Here is a 16,916-nt window from a genome sequence, read left to right as displayed (position 1 = left end):
GCACATCTGGGTCGGGTTGGGGCGCCTCGGTGTGCTCGCAGATCGGCTGGTTGAGGTTAGAACGTGAGCGTCCGCTGACATTTACGCAACTGTAGAATGTGGATGGCGCCATTGGCTGATCCAGCGACAAAGGAGTTGGGGCCGGCAAAGGCCACAGAGGTGATCGCGGCGTCACCCGTAAAAGTAGCGATGCACTTGCTCGCTTCCAGATCCCATACACGGAGCGTATGATCCTCAGAACCAGAAAGCGCGCGTCTGCCATCGCCCACAGCTGCCACCCCCCACACACCGTCGCCGTGTCCCTCAAGTCGTCTGAGTTTAGCGCCAGTCTCCAAGTCTAAGAGGTGGATCTTGTCTGCTGCCGAGCCTAGGAGTGCACGGCAACCGTCTGGCAGAACTGCTACGGTGCGGAGCCTGCCGAAGTTAGTTTTGAAGCATTTTAGCTCCGTCCCCGTTTCCAAATCCCAGAGGCGGAGGGTCTCGTCCCAAGAGGCCGAAAGAGCGTGGCGACCGTTGGGGAGTACGGTGACTGCACTTACATGAGAAGTGTGTCCCCTAAAAAGCCCCACTTCTTGACCCGTTTCCAGATCCCAAAGACGTAACGTGTAATCAATGCAGCCTGCTAAGGCGTGGCGGCCGTCGGTTAACACCGCCAAGGTAGTGAGACTATATTTGCCCAGCGTCCAGCACTTTAGTTCGGCGCCCGTGCTGATGTCCCAAAGACGCATCGTGCCGTCTCTGGAGCCTGAGAGGGCATGGCAGCCATCTGGCAGTACCGCCGCCGCATTGATTTTATTCGTGTGCCCGTCAAAACGTTTCAGCTCAGTGCCGGTCTGCAAGTCCCAAAGACGTAGTGTTGTGTCCCAAGAGCTGGAGAGCCCGCGACGACCGTCGGGGCATACCGCTATGGCGGTAACCTCATCTGAGTGCCTTGCGAAAGCTCGAAACTCGATTGCCGACTCCAAGTTCCAAAGGCGGAGGGTTCCGTCTTCTGAGCCTGAGAGCGCAAACTTGCTATCGGGTACTATTGCCACGGACTCGACAGAGTCTGTGTGCCCTTCAAGCCGTTTCAACTCAACCTCGGAGTCCAGATCCCACAGACGTAGGGTTTTGTCTTCAGAGCCTGAGAGCACACGTCTGCTATCGGGCAGTATCGCCACGGATTTGACAGATTCCGCGTGCCCCTCAAGGCATTTTATGCAATGCCCAGACTTCAGATCCCACAGCCGGAGTGTTGCGTCGCTCCCACCCGAGATAGCCATGCTTCCCTCTGGAAAAACCGCGACTGCATGGACCGCGCTGCCGTGCCCTTCAAGAAGCACTAACTGATCTCCACTTTCCAAATCCCATAAACGCAAGGTGCTGTCCCAGGACGCGGAGATGACGCGGCGACCATCGGCCAAGATCGCTACAGCGTTGACCCCTTCTGTATGCGCTTCAAATCTCTTCAGCTCAACTCCCGCTTGAAGATCCCAGACGTGAAGGATCCTATCCGAGACGGAAAGGGCGCGGCGCCCATCAGGCAGCGCCTCCACACAATTGACAGCAGAAGGATGCGAAAAGTACTTCAGCGTCTTGCCCGTTTCGAGGTCCCACAATCGAACATTGCCCTCGAGCCCGGCAGAGAGGACACGACGCCCATCTCTTGCCACGGTCACTGCCGTAACTGATCGGTGCAATCCGAATCGATTTAACTCGGCTCCGGTCTCCAAATCCCATAGGCGCACATCCCCGCCTGACGAGCCTGAAAGGGCCCGACGACCGTCAGGTAGAACCGCCATGGCGTCAACTCCACACGTGTGCCCGAAGAACGTCTGCAGTAGGGGGCCACCCGGCGGGTGCAACGAGTTTGTCTTTGGGCACAACCAAGGGGCGCCCGATCCATGCTTGGCTTTCTCGATGAGCATCTCGACATCAGGTTGATAGATCCCGCGAAGCCGACCGATTAACTGACCAGGCAACTGCATCCGATCGACAAGAAGGGTCGGGGAGGACAGCCTTAAGCTTGACTTGAGCAGGTTGACAGTTTGATCCTCACCCAGCCTTGAAAGGTCGTCCAGCACGCCAAAGACGCTGGTTGCCGTAAGCTTGGCGACCACCCAATCGTAGTCCAGCGCGAGCGAACGAAGTGCTTCGTGTTCACCGGCTGCCTCAAGATGATAGGCTAGGAACTGGAAGAAATAGCCATCATCTGGACCGCTGGGCCAGCCATTGCAGCACCGGCTTCGGTACGCCGCGAGCAGTCGACCATGAGCGGCAATCACGTCCTCGATCTTGTATCGAAGATAGTCCTGATAGAGGTCGTGCAATCGGTAGCGTCGCTGGTCGTCACGGCTGACAAGTGAACGTTCGACAAGGAGCTGCGCCGCGTCTCGCGCATCCGCGAGATCGGTGAATCGCTGCGTCCACAACGTCTCCAGCGCGGGCTCGGGGATGGCGACATCTTCGGGAAACACCGCGCAGTCGAGAAAGGCCGCCCTTTCCCTGTCCGGCAGAGCATCGACGCTAATCTCGAGAGCGGGCAGAACGCCTTCATGGCTCGGGAGTTTGGCGCGCAAGTGGTCGATGTCTGCGGCCTCCAGGCGGTCCCGCACTTCTTCCCAGGTGAGGTGTTCGGTTCGGACGAGTGCCCCGACAACAGCAAGTGCCAGTGGCAGGTTTCCACATAATCGTGCGATGTCGATGCTCTCGAAGGGCATCGGTTTGCCATCCAACCCGGCACTCTTGGCTAGAAATTCCCAGGCCTTCTCTTGCTCCAAGACGTCGAGCCGATGCTGCAGGGCACCGATTTTTTGCAGCACTGCAGCGTCCCGTGTGGTGACAACCAACCGGCAGCGCTCCCCCAGTCGCGTAAAGGCTTCGGCGTGCTGCGACTCCCAAACGTCGTCGAGGATCACAAGGCATCGCCGATCTCTTGTAAGGCGGCTCAGATGATTGCGGCCGTCCATCCAGTTCTCGACGACAACCGGTGCGCTCCCGAGAGCGTGGACGAGTTCCATTTGCTGTTGAACAACATCGGCGTGACGGCCAAAGCTCAGCCACACAATACCGTCTGGGAATGCCTTGCGCACTTCAGAGTCCCAGGCCAGGGCCGTCGCCGCCACTGTCTTTCCGATGCCACCCATGCCGACAAGACCGGAGCCGATGGCCTCGCTTGTGATGCCTAGTGCCAGATCAGGGGCATTGAGGACGGCTTCCTTTAAGGGTCCCACGTGCTCCGCACGTGGCAAGTAGTTGGGCGGCAACGGCGGGGCGCCGACGGGCTTCCCCAGCGTTGTTTTTGGTTCCGGAGCCACAACCGCCCGGGGTTTCGACTCTGATCGGCGAGATTGATAGTATGTAAGTACTTTCCAGACACCTCCACAAAAAATGGCGAACACGCCAATGATTGCGGCCAACTTCTCCCAGTTGTCCGAATTCAACAGCCACGCCAAAACGCCCTGCATGGATACAGATACTCCCCCAATCCGAGGCTTGTTTCTAAACCATTCTTGATCAGCCACAAGTGGCGACCAACTTGGCAAACCCGAATTCCTTGAGTTGCAGATTGACGGGGAGCCAAAGATCGGTTTCAGCGCTGGTTTTGCTTGTGCGTACTCCTCGTCCTTGAGGCGGGTGTGCGCCTGTGCATAGTATAGTAGCAGTGCCCCCGGACGTGGTGTAGGAGGAGGCCGCGCGCGGAGCCTCCGGCGTAGCGCAGCGCGCGGCCGGCGGTGACGCTGGCGGCCATCGCCGGTCTTCGGAGAAGGTTCGGGTTGTGAGACCTGGAACGGAACCGGAGACGACGATGACCGACGACAGAATGACCCTGATGGAACTGGTGGAGAAGTCCGCCGACGAGGATCTCGTCCGCGACATGCTCGCCTACGCCGCCGAGCGGCTCATGGAGATGGAGGTCGAGGCCGCGACCGGCGCGCCGAAGGGCGCGCGCATGTCGGCGCGCACAACGCAGCGCAACGGCTATCGGGAGCGAGGCTGGGAAACCCGCGCCGGCCGGATCAACCTGGCGATCCCCAGGTTGCGCAAGGGCAGCTACTTCCCGAGCTTCCTCGAGCCGCGCAGGACGGCGGAGAAGGCCCTCGTGGCCGTCATACAGGAAGCTTACGTGCACGGCGTCTCGACGCGCTCCGTCGACGACCCGGTGCGGGCCATGGGCGGGACGGGTGTGTCCAAGAGCCAGGTGAGCCGTCTCTGCGCCGAGATCGACGAGCGCGTGCAGGCGTTCCTCGACCGCCCGCTCGAAGGCGCGTGGCCCTTTCTCTGGCTCGACGCCACCTACATCCGCGTCCGCGAGAACGGGCGGATCATCAGCCGCGCCGTGATAATAGCTGTCGCCGTCAACGAGGATGGCCGGCGCGAGGTGCTCGGCGTTGCCACCGGCCCGTCGGAGGCGGAGACATTCTGGACCGACTTCCTCCGGTCCCTCGCCGATCGCGGCCTGCGCGGCGTGAAGCTCGTCGTAGCCGACGATCACAAGGGGCTGCGGGCGGCAGCGCGGCGCGTGTTCGATGCCACGAACCAAAGATGCCGCGTTCATTGGCTCAGAAACGCGCTCGCTCATGCCCCGGCCAAGCAGCGCACCGCCGTGGCCGCGATGCTCAAGACGATCTTCGCCCAGGAGACCAAGGCCGAGGCGGAGGCCCAGTGGGACGCCGTCGCCGACGCGCTCCGCGAGAAGAACGATCGGCTTGGCGCCATGATGGATGCCTCGCGCGACGACGTCCTCGCCTACATGGACTTCCCCAAGGAGCACTGGGCGCAGATCAGCTCGACCAATCCCCTCGAGCGCGTGAATAAAGAGATCAAGCGCCGCTCCGACGTGGTCGGGATCTTCCCCAACGACGCGGCCATCGTTCGCCTTGTCGGCGCGCTGATGATCGAGACCAACGACGAGTGGGCTGTCGCGCGCCGCTACATGGGGCTGGAGTCGCTGGCCCGCATCACCGATACTCACCACGTCAGGCTGCCCGCCGTGGCGACCTGATCAGCTCGAGCCTCTCCGAGGGCCCACCCTCATACACCACGCCGCGGGGCACTACCTGCAAAGTAGACTAATGGCTTACCGGTTGTAACAACGGCTTGTACGAGGTGCATTTCGAACCTTTGTGGAGCAAAAGTGGGATCCACAGCCGTGACGTCGACGCAAGATCGTGCACGCGCAATTTCCGTCGACACACCGCACCTGTGGCGCATCTGTGTTGATGGGCGCGCGTCCGCAGCTATCAACGTGCTGTATTCGCCGCGTTGACGGTATAATGGCACCTCGGTTGTCGAGTTCCGGGGATTGGGGTACCTCCAGATGCTGAGGTCAGTCTTGCAGGTCGTTTGCTCCGAACCGGCTCAGTCGCACACTGACGTGCGCAGGTCTTGGGGCTGGATAACCCTCGGCTTCGCTATATTGCTGATCTTGCTGATCTTACTAAGTGGCATCGTACGCGGCGCAGATACCGGTGCAACGGTTAGCGATCGTATCACCCTGGCCGACGGAACCGAACTTCTTGGCGCGATCGAAAGCGAGACCCTCGAGTTCGCCTCGTCATTGGGCGCGCTGCAGCCGAAGACCAAGGATCTCCGAGGATTCGCCGACGGTCGGCTGTCGCTGCGCGACGGTACGGAGGTCAAGGGCGCGTTCGTAGGCCCTCCGGTTAACGTTCGTACGGCCCTCGGCGTCATGGAGATCCCCGCTGATCAGATCGTCGCGATCACACGCAGTAGGCCGAATGACCAGAGCGTTGGAGAAACCCCTTCAATCCCGACTGCCGCCCCCGCCGTGCCGGTTGCGCCGCCGAGGCCCGACGAACTCACCCCGCCCGTTTTTTCTCTTGCCGACGCCTCGTTCCGCTACGAGCTCAGCGGCCTTGATCACTATGACGGCTACAACGCCGTGGTCCACGACGGCGCCGGCGGCTTCGTGATTGTCGGAGCTGTGGATGGCAAGCAGTCTGGAGAGGGCGCTGCCCGATTCCGCCACATCGGCAGCGACGGCAATGCTATCGCCGATCAAACGTTTGTGCCGGAAGGTGCTACAGCCGCTGTGCTCGTCGACGTGATCCGGCTCGCCGACGGAGAGTTCGTCGCCGCGGGTTATAGCCGCCCGCAGGGAGCCAATGCAGATGACTGCTGGGTCGCACGACTGACTGCCGCCGGCCATGAGCGTTGGAGCCGCAGTCTCGGTGGATCGGCACATGAGCGCTGCTATTTTGCCGCCCTCCTGTACGATGGGGACGTGCTCGTCGGCGGTCGCAGCGAGGAGGACGCCTCGGGCAAGAAAAGCGCCGAGGGCGCGGTGTGGCGGTTGGATCAGCCTCTGGCATCTCGCGACAAGGTAGCGAAATTACCATTCGCGCCAAAGGAGCCCGGCGGAGCGCCTTTCAGGACGGTATTGGTCTTGCGGACGGCACTATCGCGCTCGTCGGCTGGGCTACCGATTCAGAGCGCGGTGATGATGACATTTGGATCGTCAGACGCGACGCCAACGGCGGCGCTCTTTGGGAACGCCGCACCGGCGGAAACGGCGCCGATCTTGCCACCGCCGTGCTGGCGGCTGACGACGGAGGCGCGATAGTGATTGGCTACACCACCCGGACTGGGGCAAACACCGTCAGCGGTCACGTTTCAAGGATCAGCGCAGACGGCGCCACTATCTGGTCGCGCGACTTCTCGGTCGGTGCGGCCGGTAATGACAAGCTGCAAAGCGGCGTAAGGCTCCCGTATGGAAATCTGGTCTTCATTGGCGCCGCTTCAACGCATTCCGAAGCACCATTCAAGGGTTGGGCCTTGCAGCTGGACAGCAATGGAAAGGTTCTCGCAGAACGCCTCTTTGATGAACCCGGCGGCGGTCGCTTCTACGACGTTGAGTGGGTGAGAGGGAAAATGCTGGTGGCGGTCGGTGCCGCACGCCGCGACGGCAACGGAAACGTCGATGGGATTGTCGCCCGAAATTCAATTCAATCGAAGTAGCTACCGCGAAAACTGGGAGCCCATAGAAGTTACGTCAGCCTTCGTGCACTCGCCCTTGAAATTAGAACATGAGTACACATTGATATCTGGACAACGATCCTTGCGAAATTGCTCGAATCTATCAAATAAATCATTAAAAAAAGCCTCGGCATCATTTTTTGATTGGATGTTGATGGCCACATGATTGGCCCTGGTGCCAATATAGAAAACATCTGCAAGACGCAATGCTGTTGAAATCCGCTTGAAGCACTTTATGTCTCCAAACCAAACATTAAATCGGGTGTTTTGGTTGTGTACAATTCCTGAATAGGAGCGCACGTCTTCGTCTGTGACTAACGTGTGGGTCGAATTATGATAATGAAGTGAGTATGTTTTCTTCGATGCATCGAGCCTACTATTAATATTTTGCCACTCGGAAGACCCTTCTGCCATGGCATTGGCGGCGAATGTAGAGCGCGGCTGTCCTCCCTTGAAATACTCTGACGACTGTGGCCTAAGCTTTATCGTCCATTGTCCCTGATGCAATCGTGACGAGGCGATATAGTAGATATCTTGCCAGCCCCATTTTGTAATCCTCTTGATGACCTGCCTTCCGACGAGTTCACCCGAAGGCTCGAATAGATCTTGTTCAAGCTGGACTCGAACCTTCATCCTCGAAGTGACGATGGGTGAAACCGTGTTGCCAACGTTCTCAGAGGCTTCCACTGTGAAGTTACGGACATATGCATACCTCGGAAGCGTGACTGCCAAGTGGTTGCAAAGTTGCTTTTCAGTAGGACCGACATTCGCCACCGGCGAGTCTGATGCTTCACTGCACGCCGCATGACGCTTCCCACGACGTGAGGTTTCGAGAGCACTCTTCGAAAATTGATTCCAGTTGAATTGTATGCCACCGGATGCGCCTCCGCTTTGATCTGGGTCCGCGGTATTGCTTCCGAGAACAGCGCCTGAGAATGCCCGAGGAACTTTGGTCGGATCGTTTACGGTGACGACACTCAGTCCTGTGTCAACTACTTCGAACTCCACTTCCGTTAAGTCGTCGGGAATTTTTGTCTCGCCGCAATATTCGCCTTTGCACTCGGTAAGACCGATCCGGAACCGGTTAGCGCTCACCCACGCGAAGCTCTGAATATCGAATTTAATATTTCCCTGTTTTCTCTCTGGAGGAAATATAAAAATCTCCCCAGATTCGACTAGCAAGACGTGCAGCCAATTGACTCCCTCATTCTTGTTGTACAATACAGCATATTTCTCGTCTGAAGACCATTCGATCCATCTTTCAGGGCCATATTTCCCTGCAAAGAATTGCTTAGCACTCTTTGCCATACGGTCGACCACCAACAGCAACCCGCAGTTCACGCTGCAACTGTCTACGACGGTGTAGCGTCCGGTCGGCGAAGTTGGATAAACGAGAAGCTTTTCAGCTTTTCTTCCCCATGGCTCCAAAGCGGGAGAAACAGGAGATCCGTTCAGTAGTGCCTGTCCCTTGCTGTTCAGACTGAAGCCACAAGCCTCCTGGCTCGCTACAATCTCGAGGACCTCCTTCTTACACGTGGGTTTTAGCTCATCTTCATGATGGTCCGACTTGGCGCCATCCGTACGATCTGTGCTCGCGACTTCTACGCGTCCGGATCCTCTTATCTCGACAATTTCAGCCGTCGGTCCTCGCACGTCCCCAGCCGCCGTGGCGATCACGAAATCGCCTTCAACAAACGCTCCCTTCAGCTGGCCGACGCCTTCGACCTCAAGGTTGCCGTCGGCAAAGCTTCCTATCTGCGCCGGCTTTACGTCAAAGGTGCCGATGCTGGAGCGGAACTTCCAGGTCTGAGGCCCCACTGTCCCTGCCAGCACGCTCCCGTCTCGCAGGGTGAGGACATGCTTCGATGCGTCTCCGGCTACGTCGCCGCAAGTTGCCGATGCCGCGACCTCCAAGCCAGCCAAGTCTCTCACCTTGTACAGTTCGCGCAGCGAATCCTGCTGCTCGGACGTCAGCGAACGCCAGCACGGGAGCTCTTCGAGGGCTTTTGCCGTCTCCTGCCACGACTCGGCAACGAGGAAAACCTGATCAGCTGCCTGGCCGACTAAATCCAAGAAGAACATGTTTTTGGCGGTCATGGCCAGGGCTTTGAAGACATGCTTGTCGCAGAAGGCGCCAAACGCACATTGGGCGTGAAAGCGACCGTTTTTTTCCATTTCATCGGCAATGATGTCGATGAACGCGTCGGCCGCCCGGCTTCCGACGAAGTTGGCGGTGGCCTTGTTCTTCAGGGTCTCTCTCAAGACCGGATCGGTGATTTGCTCGTACCCCTGCATCTTCACAAAGAACCGAAGGGTGCCGAACAACTCTTTCTTGGTCGGCGTCTCGTACTTGGTTTTCGCATACATCGCCGACGCGGGATCAGGATCATCGGCTGATGCCTGCTCGATCGTCGCGGCAGCCAGTAGCATTCCGGTTCGTCCGGCTCCCGTGCGCGCCTTGGCGTTCTGTTCCGCGGTATGCTTGGCTGCTGTCGCGAGGGTTGCGACTTTCTGAGTTGGATCGCCGATGCGTTCGACCAACTCGAAAAGAAATTGCAGATCAGACACACCAGCTGCCGCGACAGCCATATCCGAGTAGATGCTCCAACGAGTGACAGGGTTGTCGCGCCTCTCCAGCATCAGCTCCGCGCTGCTCTTGTCACCATTGCCTACGTAGGCCGCGGCAATTCGCCCTAGGGCAAAGCGCACGGACCCCTCAGCTGCGTTTGGTAGCCAGCCATCATAGCGCGTTTGCTCAAAGAGCTGTTCGGCGGTCGCAACGTCACCCTTGTCGGCGAGCAGCTGCCAGTGCCCACCGTAGGCTGTCCGCGTCGTCTAATTTGTTGTCAATGAAATGGCGAGCCGCCTCTAGTTGGCCACTCTCAATCAAATCTCGCGCAAGCCCGCTGAAGTTTCCGGCTTCTTCATCGGCTCCAGCGCTGTCCATTATGCGCTCAGCTTTCTCCAGCTCTCCGTCTCGGGCCAGAACGGCGGCGATGGCAATAGCGGCAAGATTCATTCGCCCGTCCCGTGGAACATGGCTTGCGATACCTAGTGCCGTTTCTACGTCGCCGAATTCCGCCCAGGTTTGCGCGATATCTGAAAGGACATACCGATCCGAAACAGGAAGTGCCGCATCCGTTGCTTGCCGCAGGGTTGCTCTTGCCTCGTCCAGATTAGCCATGGCGGCTTGCGCCTGAGCGAGCTTCAAGAGCGCCCGAGGCCGCCATTCTGGATCCTGTATTAAGTTCACAAGGTCCTCGACTGCCATCAGATTCTGGGAGGTCCTCAGTGATTTATCTTTCCGCACTAGCGCTACCAGAACGCGAAGGCGCCGGATCGGCATCTTCATGCGGTCGAGCGTTTTTGTTGCTTCCGCGACCTTGCCTTTTTCCAGCAAATAGTAAACTTCCTCCTCGCGAAGAGAGTCGGGCCACGGCGATGCTTGCTCGACGCGACCAGCCAGATTGTCAAATCCCGCTTCCGCCAGCGCGAAAGCTAGCGGCTCTAGTGTCCTGGCCCGCTCGGGGTCTTCCAGTTTCGCCGCGGCGCTCAGTGCTTTAGCAACCGCATGCTCCAGATTCGCGGGATCCACAAAGGCTTGTGCCGCGGTCAATAGAGCTTGGTGATGCGGGGAACCATTTGAATGCGATCGTGCCGCCTCAAGCAGACATGCGGCACTGGCACAAGAGCCGCTCGCGGTTGTGGATAGGCCAACCGAAACTTCCGACAACTGGATTGTCTCGGTGGTCCGATCACTAACGCCACCGACAGGCACACTATTAAAAGCTGCGGCTAAGCCATCAGACCAGCCAAGAGGCGCCGCTATTCCGAATGTGGTGACGATCATCAGAACCCGACCGCACCACGAGAAGGAAATTAGCCTTTTTGACATTCCGAATTCTCCCCCCCAACCTCAACGACGGCCAAATCCAGCGGCCTTGCTAAGTCACTCCGGCCCATGCGAACGTTACATCGCGACGACCCTATCGACAACCAATGCCGTGAACGCCGCCGGGGGAAGCTGTGCTCGATTCATTTGCGAGGACAAGATTCCCCTCAGGTGGGCGAGATCGGCAGAGCGAAGCGAACGCTTAAACGGATCTGGCGGTCCGAAGAGCGAGCTAATCGATGCGACGGAAGTGAATGTGACTTTCCTCGCCTCAATGTCCCTGTAGCGAGAGCGATCCTCAAATAATCCTCCAAATTTTGTTGCTGAGAGAGGGCCAACCGTTTTTGTGGGCGGGCCGGCACTTGCGCTAGTCGTTTCAATGCGTCGTGGCTGCCTTCGCATGCCGATCCTTCTCCAGCACATCCCGAATTTCCGTCTGGTTGGCGAGCACGATCTGCTGCTCGGCTGGGTCGCGGCCAGACGCGCCACCGTCGAGCCGAAGCTGCCTGAGGAAATAAAACAGGAAAGCCCGTCTGACCTGAATCACGCGAAGGCCGTCGTCCATGCCGTAGTCGAGCGCAATCGTCTTGCGTTGGGCCTTGGACAGATCGGGGTGTGTTGCGATCGCGACCGGTACCGTCTCAAACCATGCCCGATCCTTCTCTGGATCGACTTCGCTGGTCTGGCTTGCGCCAACCTCATGGATCCTGGCGAACACGAAATCCTTGAAGAAGTGGTCGATATGGCACCAGGCGCGGATGTGCCAGCGCAGGCCGTCAAAGCCGAGGGCATGGGGGCTGATCCATCGCCGCAGAGGAGCCGGCCGGCTCATCGACTGGTACAGCACTTCGATGGCGCTGCTCTTCCGGATCGCTTTCATGACGGCTTTCAGAATCGCAGGTGCGATCGGCCGGCTCGGGATGGGAAGTATCTGGAAGCTGGGAACCTCTGACATCCACGCCTCGTCCGGCTGGATCAGTTTCTCCCCCAAGGACCGCAGGTGAGCGAGATATCGATCGCTGTCGTCGACCCTGAACACCGGCCGGTAGTCGGGACTCGCGAGATAGCGTTTGACGTTGCGGTCGTAGATCAGGTTGGCGGGCGCCAGCTCCTGGTAGCGGGCCATATCAGCCGACGCCTGCTGAACCGATACCCCGAACTGCCGCATCAGGTCGCCACGGTTGATGCCGCCTTCCCAGCACAGCCGGAAATCGATGAATTCCATTCGGCGTTCGACGCCCCATCGCAGGCCCCGTTCCCGGGCCGCAGCGGGTTCACTGTGCTGGTTCATGTCGTCCTCCCACATGCGCCCATGAACTAGATTGACCCAAACGAGGTGCACGACTAGTTTCTGCGCCTTCGTAGACTCTATGGTCAAGGCTCAAACGCAAGGGGGGCGCCGCATGGCGGCGCCGAAGGAGGCTGCATTGCCGTTCAGCTACAGGCATTTCCTGCGCCACGTGCCGGCGCAAACCATCCGTGACTATCTCGACAGCCGCGGCGTTCTTTTCGAGCAGGAGATCGACCGGCAGGCTGAAGAAGCAAAGCTTGCCAAGCAATTGGCGGGTGCGATCGATGCGTTGGACGACGATACGGGTGCGGCTGTCATCGCCGATTTTGAGCGCGCCCATCACATGTCAGACGAGCGCGGGTACACGGCCTTGCTCAATGCAACGCCCGGTCGGGAGGCGTTGGCGCAACGGCTGGCGGATCTCGAGAATGGCCAGGAACGGGCGCTCCGCATCCTCACCGATGAGGAGAATCTCTTCCGGGCCGCCGAGGAGATCCGGTACTTCGACTACTACGTCGAGCGCTCTCAGGGGCGGCGATTCCAGGTCCAGGCGGGCCTCGCGCTCGATCGTAGTGATACTGCGCTCCACCGCTTCGGGAGTGGGATGAGTTCGTGGTTTCGCAAGCGCGACGGCTCTGGACAGGCGTTCCTCGTCGAGATCATCGACCGGTATGCCAATAGCAGCGTCCAGGTCACCCTTTATGTCGAGGACCTGCCGAGCAACAGGCCGGAGTTCGAGAAACGCCAGCTGAAGCGGCGAGCCTCCAGACCGGCCAAGGAGGCTGCAGTGGTTTATGTGCCGGCGACGGGATGCGTGGAGACCGTTGCCAAGGGTGGCAAGCCGGTGCACGAGGTGTTGCGGGACCTGTTCGCCGAGCACATGCTGGGTATTTCCCCGGGTGGCGACCGCATACTGGCCCAACAGTTCGATTTGCAGCGCCTTTTGGCCGACAGAATTCTGCCCGTCAACCGGTCGGACGGCGTACTCAAGGCGCGCGTGCGGCGCTTAAAGCTGGACGCGCCCAAAAACGGTCAAGGCGCCATTCTGATCGACACCCCGCCTTGGGACGACTCGCCGTCGGCGCACGATTTCGCCAAGACCTGGCTTGGAACATCGAATCCAGTCGAGCACGGGTTCGATGTTTTCCAGGCCACGATCAGCCTGCATTTGGAGGCGCAGCGCGAGGCGGCCAAAATCCTTGCACGTCGAGCTTTCCAAGGCCGGCACCTCCAACATCAAGAACTTCCGCCAGAAAGACCGGGAGGTTGTCGAGCGGCACCTGAGAGAGTGGCAGATCATTCCGTGAGCGCGCTTTCCCGTCATCGATGATCGATCTCGTTTGCGGCCTCCTGGAGCAGCCGGAGCCGGTCATCTCCAGGGGGTCACCGCTGTGGGCGGCACGCCACGAAGACGTTCGGCGCCTCCGTCAGTTAGGCGCTCTGGAGCAATCCGATTCCGTCCGAACCGTTTGCTGCCCGGCGTGCAACGAGCACCACTACGTTCGGGTCGAGTATACCGATGCGGGGACGTTTCAGGGCTACTGCCCGGACGAAGGCTTCGTGCCGATCGACCCGGCCGATTTGGCGGTGCTTCAGGTCTCCGTCAGTTGGCTGATTGACGCCCTCCGACTTGGGATCAACGTACTCAGCCGTCCTGCGGCCGAGGAACTGGTGCCGGGTCGCCTCTGGTTCATCGGCGAACAGCGGATCCAGGCATACCGAACGCGATTCTATTTTGCATGTCACCTGACGGATCTCGCATCCGTCGACCTCGCCATGGCGGCGCTCGCTGCCAAGCCCGCCACCATGCCGGGTTTGCTTTTGACGTCCTCGCCCTCCCCTGCTCTCGCCGCTCGACTGCCCAAACGCCACGCTGTCGTGTGCTTGCCGGACGCGTGCCGGATGACGAAAGTCGGTCTTGAGGTTAATGAACACGTCCTGCTTGCAGCGTTGCGCGCCGATGATTCAGTTGTCGTGGGAACGGGTGGCGTCGGGTACGTGTTCTCCGAGGGGTTCCGGTCCGCCGCCGTCGGCGACAAGAGCTACACGTTCACCAAGAAGCAGGCCGCGGTCATCGAGGCCCTCCACGACGCGCACGTGACCGGACTGCAACGCCTTCACCAGGATGAGGCCGTGGCTCAGGCCAACAGCAATCAGCGTGTCGTTCAGATCTTCCGCGACAACAAAGAAGCTTACGACGACCTCATCGGTTCCAACGACCAGGGATACTACTGGCTGAAGCTCTGAGCGGCGCCGTCCAAGGAACACTCGAGCCCGCGACCCTCGACCCGGCGCGAACCATCGGCGCAAAATCCCACAGGTTTTCCCACACTCACCCCACAGATTTCCCGACAGGCGAACGGTCATAGTCCCGGCAGGTTTTCGACGCTGCTGGAGCACACGACCATGTCGACCACATACCTCAACCAGATCGAGTTGGCCGCGCGCTGGCGCATCTCACCGCGGACCCTGGAGCGGTGGCGCTGGTGCGGCGACGGGCCGCGTTTCGTCAAGATCGGCGGCCGGGTGATCTACCCGCTCGCGGATGTAGAGGCCTACGAAGCCGCGCAGACGCGTACCTGCACCGGTCCCACCGAGACCGTGGGTCCAGAGACCGATTACGTGCCCAAGCGCGGCAGGAAACACAAGCCGCTGGCAAAGGCCGTTGCGTGGGCGCTCGGTGACGATCGACGGCCGAATGGCCGGTCCGCGAGGTCGTGATGGCGCAGTCGGTGCCGGATACCGGAACGTCAACGGATCCCACGAAACAGTGGACCGGCGCGGTCGATCCAGTCTGCTCGTCCGCAGGTTGCGGCGGTCTGCCAGTCATCGCCCTGAACGGCACTGCTGGCCGGCCGACCACGGTCCTGGAGGTCGCGCGATGAGTCTCCGCATCGTCACCGCCGATCAACGACTTGCCGAGGCGCGCGGCAAAACCACCATTGCGCTGTTCGGTCCAACCGGGGCCGGCAAGACCTCACTGTTGAAGACACTGCCGCCGGAACCAACGGTCTGCATCGACCTGGAAGCCGGTCTCAAGTCGGTCCAGGACTGGCGCGGCGACTCCCTGCCCATCCGCACCTTCGTCGAGGCCACGGACGTAGCGTGCCTGATCGGCGGCGCCGATCCGGCGGCCGTGGACGGCGCCGATTTCAGCCGGCAGCATTACGATAGTGTCGCCCACCAGCATCCCGAGATCGCCGAACGGCTGGCGGCCAAGGACATCGTCTTCGTCGACTCGATCACCGATCTGAGCCGCCAGGCCATGGCCTGGGCGCAGACACAACCGGAGGCGTTCAGCGAGAGAACCGGCAAGCCCGACACCCGCGGCGCCTACGGGCTCGTCGCCCGCAAGGTAATCGCCCTCCTGAAGCATCTGCAGCACGCGCCGGGGAAGACGGTGATCTTCGTCGGCATCCTTGAGCGCGTCGTCGACGACCTCAATCGCGAGCACTGGCAGCCGCAGCTGGAGGGCGGAAAGACCGCCCGCGAGTTCCCCGGCATCGTCGACCAGGTCATCTCCATGAGCCTGTTCGACCGGAAGGATGGCGACTGGCGCCATGAGCCCAAGACCGGCGCGGAACGCCGCCTCGTCTGTCGCTCCGGCAATCCGTTCAGTCTTCCCGCCAAGGACCGCTCCGGCCGCCTCGACGTCACCGAACCCGCCGATCTGCTGGCGCTGCTCAGAAAGATCAACGGCGTTTCCGTGTCGTGAACCCCCTCACAAAGGAGAAACCACCAATGTACGACTTCAACGAGGTAGAGCCGCAGCGTGGCGGCGAACTCATCCCCGACGGCAGTTTTGCCAAGGTCACCATGACCATCCGCCCTGGCGGAATTGACGGACAGGGCGAGTTCGACCGGGGGCTGTTGAAAGCCTCCAATCAGCCCGGGAGCGACGTGATTTCGCTCGACTGTGAGTTCACCGTGGTCGAGGGCCCGCACGCCCGGCGCAAGTTCTGGCAAACGTTCACCGTCACCGGCGGCAAGGTCGACGAAAAAGGCGCCTTCATCGGCTGGAACATCTCGAAGCGGGTCTTCCGGTCGATGATCGACAGCGCCCTCGGACTCAACCCCGAGGACAAGAGCAATGACGCTCAGGCGAAGCGCCAGCTGCGCGGGCTCGCCGATCTCAATGGCATCACCTTCGTTGCCAAGATCATGGTCGCGCCCGACAAGGACCCCCGCTATTCAGACTCCAACAAGCTCGACCGGCCGGTATTGCCCACAGAGGACGAATGGCGGGCGGTCATGAACGGCGAGGACGTGCCGCCGAGTCCCTCCCGGCCGAGATCCAGCAACCGCGCTCAGACGCCGATCGCGCATCAGCCAGCGACGTGGAACCAACCGCAGGGACAAGCGCGACCGGCGGCTCCCGGTGCGCCAACGCCCGCTTGGCAAACACCGGCGGCTCCGTCGATCGCACAGCCGGCACCAACACAACCGACTGCCACCCCGCCGACCCCAGCGTCGCCCAATGGTGCGAGTGCGCAACCGGCGGGCCCGGCGTGGCTCAATGGCTGATGACCGACGACGCGTGGCAGGCACATGTGACCACTGAGGCGGCGAGAGCGATCGGCCAATGGCTCGAGGCAAGAGGAAGGCTGCACCAGCCCATCGCCACTCTCGCTCTTCCGGAGCTAGAGGCCATGGCTACCGCCGCCATCAGCCGGTTCATCGTGCTGGCATCGCAGGGGATGCGGGAGCGTCCGGCAGAGACAGCGGAGCTGCGAGACCTGCTCCTGCCGTAAGGCC

The 16,916-nt window shown here is 60.4% G+C and carries 12 protein-coding genes and 1 pseudogene; 9 read left to right on the top strand and 4 right to left on the bottom strand.

Going from position 1 to position 16,916, the window contains the following annotated elements:
* Positions 1-56: 56 nt before the first annotated feature.
* A complete protein-coding gene (locus IPM60_15780; protein ID MBK8909277.1) occupies positions 57-3,446 on the bottom strand; it encodes a hypothetical protein in 3,390 nt (1,129 codons plus the stop codon).
* 341 nt (positions 3,447-3,787) lie between these two features.
* Here IPM60_15780 and IPM60_15775 point away from each other — a divergent pair, with 341 nt between their 5' ends.
* The 3 genes from IPM60_15775 to IPM60_15765 all read left to right on the top strand — a co-directional run bounded on the left by IPM60_15775 (position 3,788) and on the right by IPM60_15765 (position 6,960).
* The gene (locus IPM60_15775; GenBank protein ID MBK8909276.1) at positions 3,788-4,984 is read left to right on the top strand and encodes an IS256 family transposase; all 1,197 of its coding nucleotides are present in this window, start codon (positions 3,788-3,790) and stop codon (positions 4,982-4,984) included.
* A 414-nt stretch (positions 4,985-5,398) separates the two neighbouring features.
* On the top strand, positions 5,399-6,565 hold the full coding sequence (locus IPM60_15770) for a hypothetical protein (GenBank protein MBK8909275.1): 1,167 nt from the start codon (positions 5,399-5,401) through the stop codon (positions 6,563-6,565).
* The gene (locus IPM60_15765) at positions 6,565-6,960 is read left to right on the top strand and encodes a hypothetical protein (GenBank protein ID MBK8909274.1); all 396 of its coding nucleotides are present in this window, start codon (positions 6,565-6,567) and stop codon (positions 6,958-6,960) included. Before IPM60_15770 ends, IPM60_15765 begins: the two co-directional genes overlap by 1 nt.
* Here IPM60_15765 and IPM60_15760 read toward each other — a convergent pair whose 3' ends face one another.
* The 3 genes from IPM60_15760 to IPM60_15750 all read right to left on the bottom strand — a co-directional run bounded on the left by IPM60_15760 (position 6,961) and on the right by IPM60_15750 (position 12,161).
* Positions 6,961-9,687 (bottom strand): hypothetical protein, encoded by a 2,727-nt coding sequence (locus IPM60_15760; protein ID MBK8909273.1) that lies wholly within the window; start codon positions 9,685-9,687, stop codon positions 6,961-6,963.
* Between the two features lie 73 nt (positions 9,688-9,760).
* On the bottom strand, positions 9,761-10,873 hold the full coding sequence (locus IPM60_15755) for a hypothetical protein (GenBank protein MBK8909272.1): 1,113 nt from the start codon (positions 10,871-10,873) through the stop codon (positions 9,761-9,763).
* Between the two features lie 373 nt (positions 10,874-11,246).
* On the bottom strand, positions 11,247-12,161 hold the full coding sequence (locus IPM60_15750) for a WYL domain-containing protein (GenBank protein MBK8909271.1): 915 nt from the start codon (positions 12,159-12,161) through the stop codon (positions 11,247-11,249).
* Positions 12,162-12,273: 112 nt separating this feature from the next.
* On the opposite strand from IPM60_15750, the gene IPM60_15745 reads away from it, so the two are divergent.
* The 6 genes and pseudogenes from IPM60_15745 to IPM60_15720 all read left to right on the top strand — a co-directional run bounded on the left by IPM60_15745 (position 12,274) and on the right by IPM60_15720 (position 16,912).
* Positions 12,274-13,491 carry a hypothetical protein gene (locus IPM60_15745; GenBank protein ID MBK8909270.1) on the top strand — a complete coding sequence of 406 codons (1,218 nt, stop codon included), beginning with the start codon at positions 12,274-12,276 and terminating at the stop codon, positions 13,489-13,491.
* Positions 13,488-14,408: a hypothetical protein gene (locus IPM60_15740; GenBank protein ID MBK8909269.1), complete on the top strand. Its 921-nt coding sequence runs from the start codon at positions 13,488-13,490 to the stop codon at positions 14,406-14,408. Before IPM60_15745 ends, IPM60_15740 begins: the two co-directional genes overlap by 4 nt.
* Before the next feature lie 159 nt (positions 14,409-14,567).
* Positions 14,568-14,723, top strand: a pseudogene (locus IPM60_15735) (helix-turn-helix domain-containing protein).
* A gap of 319 nt (positions 14,724-15,042) precedes the next feature.
* Positions 15,043-15,876, top strand: a complete 834-nt coding sequence (locus IPM60_15730) for an ATP-binding protein (protein MBK8909268.1) — start codon at positions 15,043-15,045, stop codon at positions 15,874-15,876.
* A 26-nt stretch (positions 15,877-15,902) separates the two neighbouring features.
* Positions 15,903-16,685, top strand: a complete 783-nt coding sequence (locus tag IPM60_15725; GenBank protein MBK8909267.1) for a hypothetical protein — start codon at positions 15,903-15,905, stop codon at positions 16,683-16,685.
* Positions 16,685-16,912: a hypothetical protein gene (locus IPM60_15720; protein MBK8909266.1), complete on the top strand. Its 228-nt coding sequence runs from the start codon at positions 16,685-16,687 to the stop codon at positions 16,910-16,912. Before IPM60_15725 ends, IPM60_15720 begins: the two co-directional genes overlap by 1 nt.
* Positions 16,913-16,916: the final 4 nt, after the last annotated feature.

The organism is Rhodospirillales bacterium, assembly GCA_016710335.1.
In the GTDB taxonomy this organism is placed as follows: domain Bacteria; phylum Pseudomonadota; class Alphaproteobacteria; order Rhodospirillales; family Defluviicoccaceae; genus JADJXQ01.
This window is presented reverse-complemented; position numbering and strand designations above follow the sequence as displayed.

Coding starts and splice junctions, on each gene's coding strand:
- IPM60_15755 (MBK8909272.1), bottom strand. CDS start 10,873: ATGTCAAAAAGGCTAATTTCCTTCTCGTGGTGCGGTCGGGTTCTGATG.
- IPM60_15730 (MBK8909268.1), top strand. CDS start 15,043: ATGAGTCTCCGCATCGTCACCGCCGATCAACGACTTGCCGAGGCGCGC.
- IPM60_15745 (MBK8909270.1), top strand. CDS start 12,274: ATGGCGGCGCCGAAGGAGGCTGCATTGCCGTTCAGCTACAGGCATTTC.
- IPM60_15725 (MBK8909267.1), top strand. CDS start 15,903: ATGTACGACTTCAACGAGGTAGAGCCGCAGCGTGGCGGCGAACTCATC.
- IPM60_15780 (MBK8909277.1), bottom strand. CDS start 3,446: ATGCAGGGCGTTTTGGCGTGGCTGTTGAATTCGGACAACTGGGAGAAG.
- IPM60_15775 (MBK8909276.1), top strand. CDS start 3,788: ATGACCGACGACAGAATGACCCTGATGGAACTGGTGGAGAAGTCCGCC.
- IPM60_15740 (MBK8909269.1), top strand. CDS start 13,488: ATGATCGATCTCGTTTGCGGCCTCCTGGAGCAGCCGGAGCCGGTCATC.
- IPM60_15720 (MBK8909266.1), top strand. CDS start 16,685: ATGACCGACGACGCGTGGCAGGCACATGTGACCACTGAGGCGGCGAGA.
- IPM60_15750 (MBK8909271.1), bottom strand. CDS start 12,161: ATGAACCAGCACAGTGAACCCGCTGCGGCCCGGGAACGGGGCCTGCGA.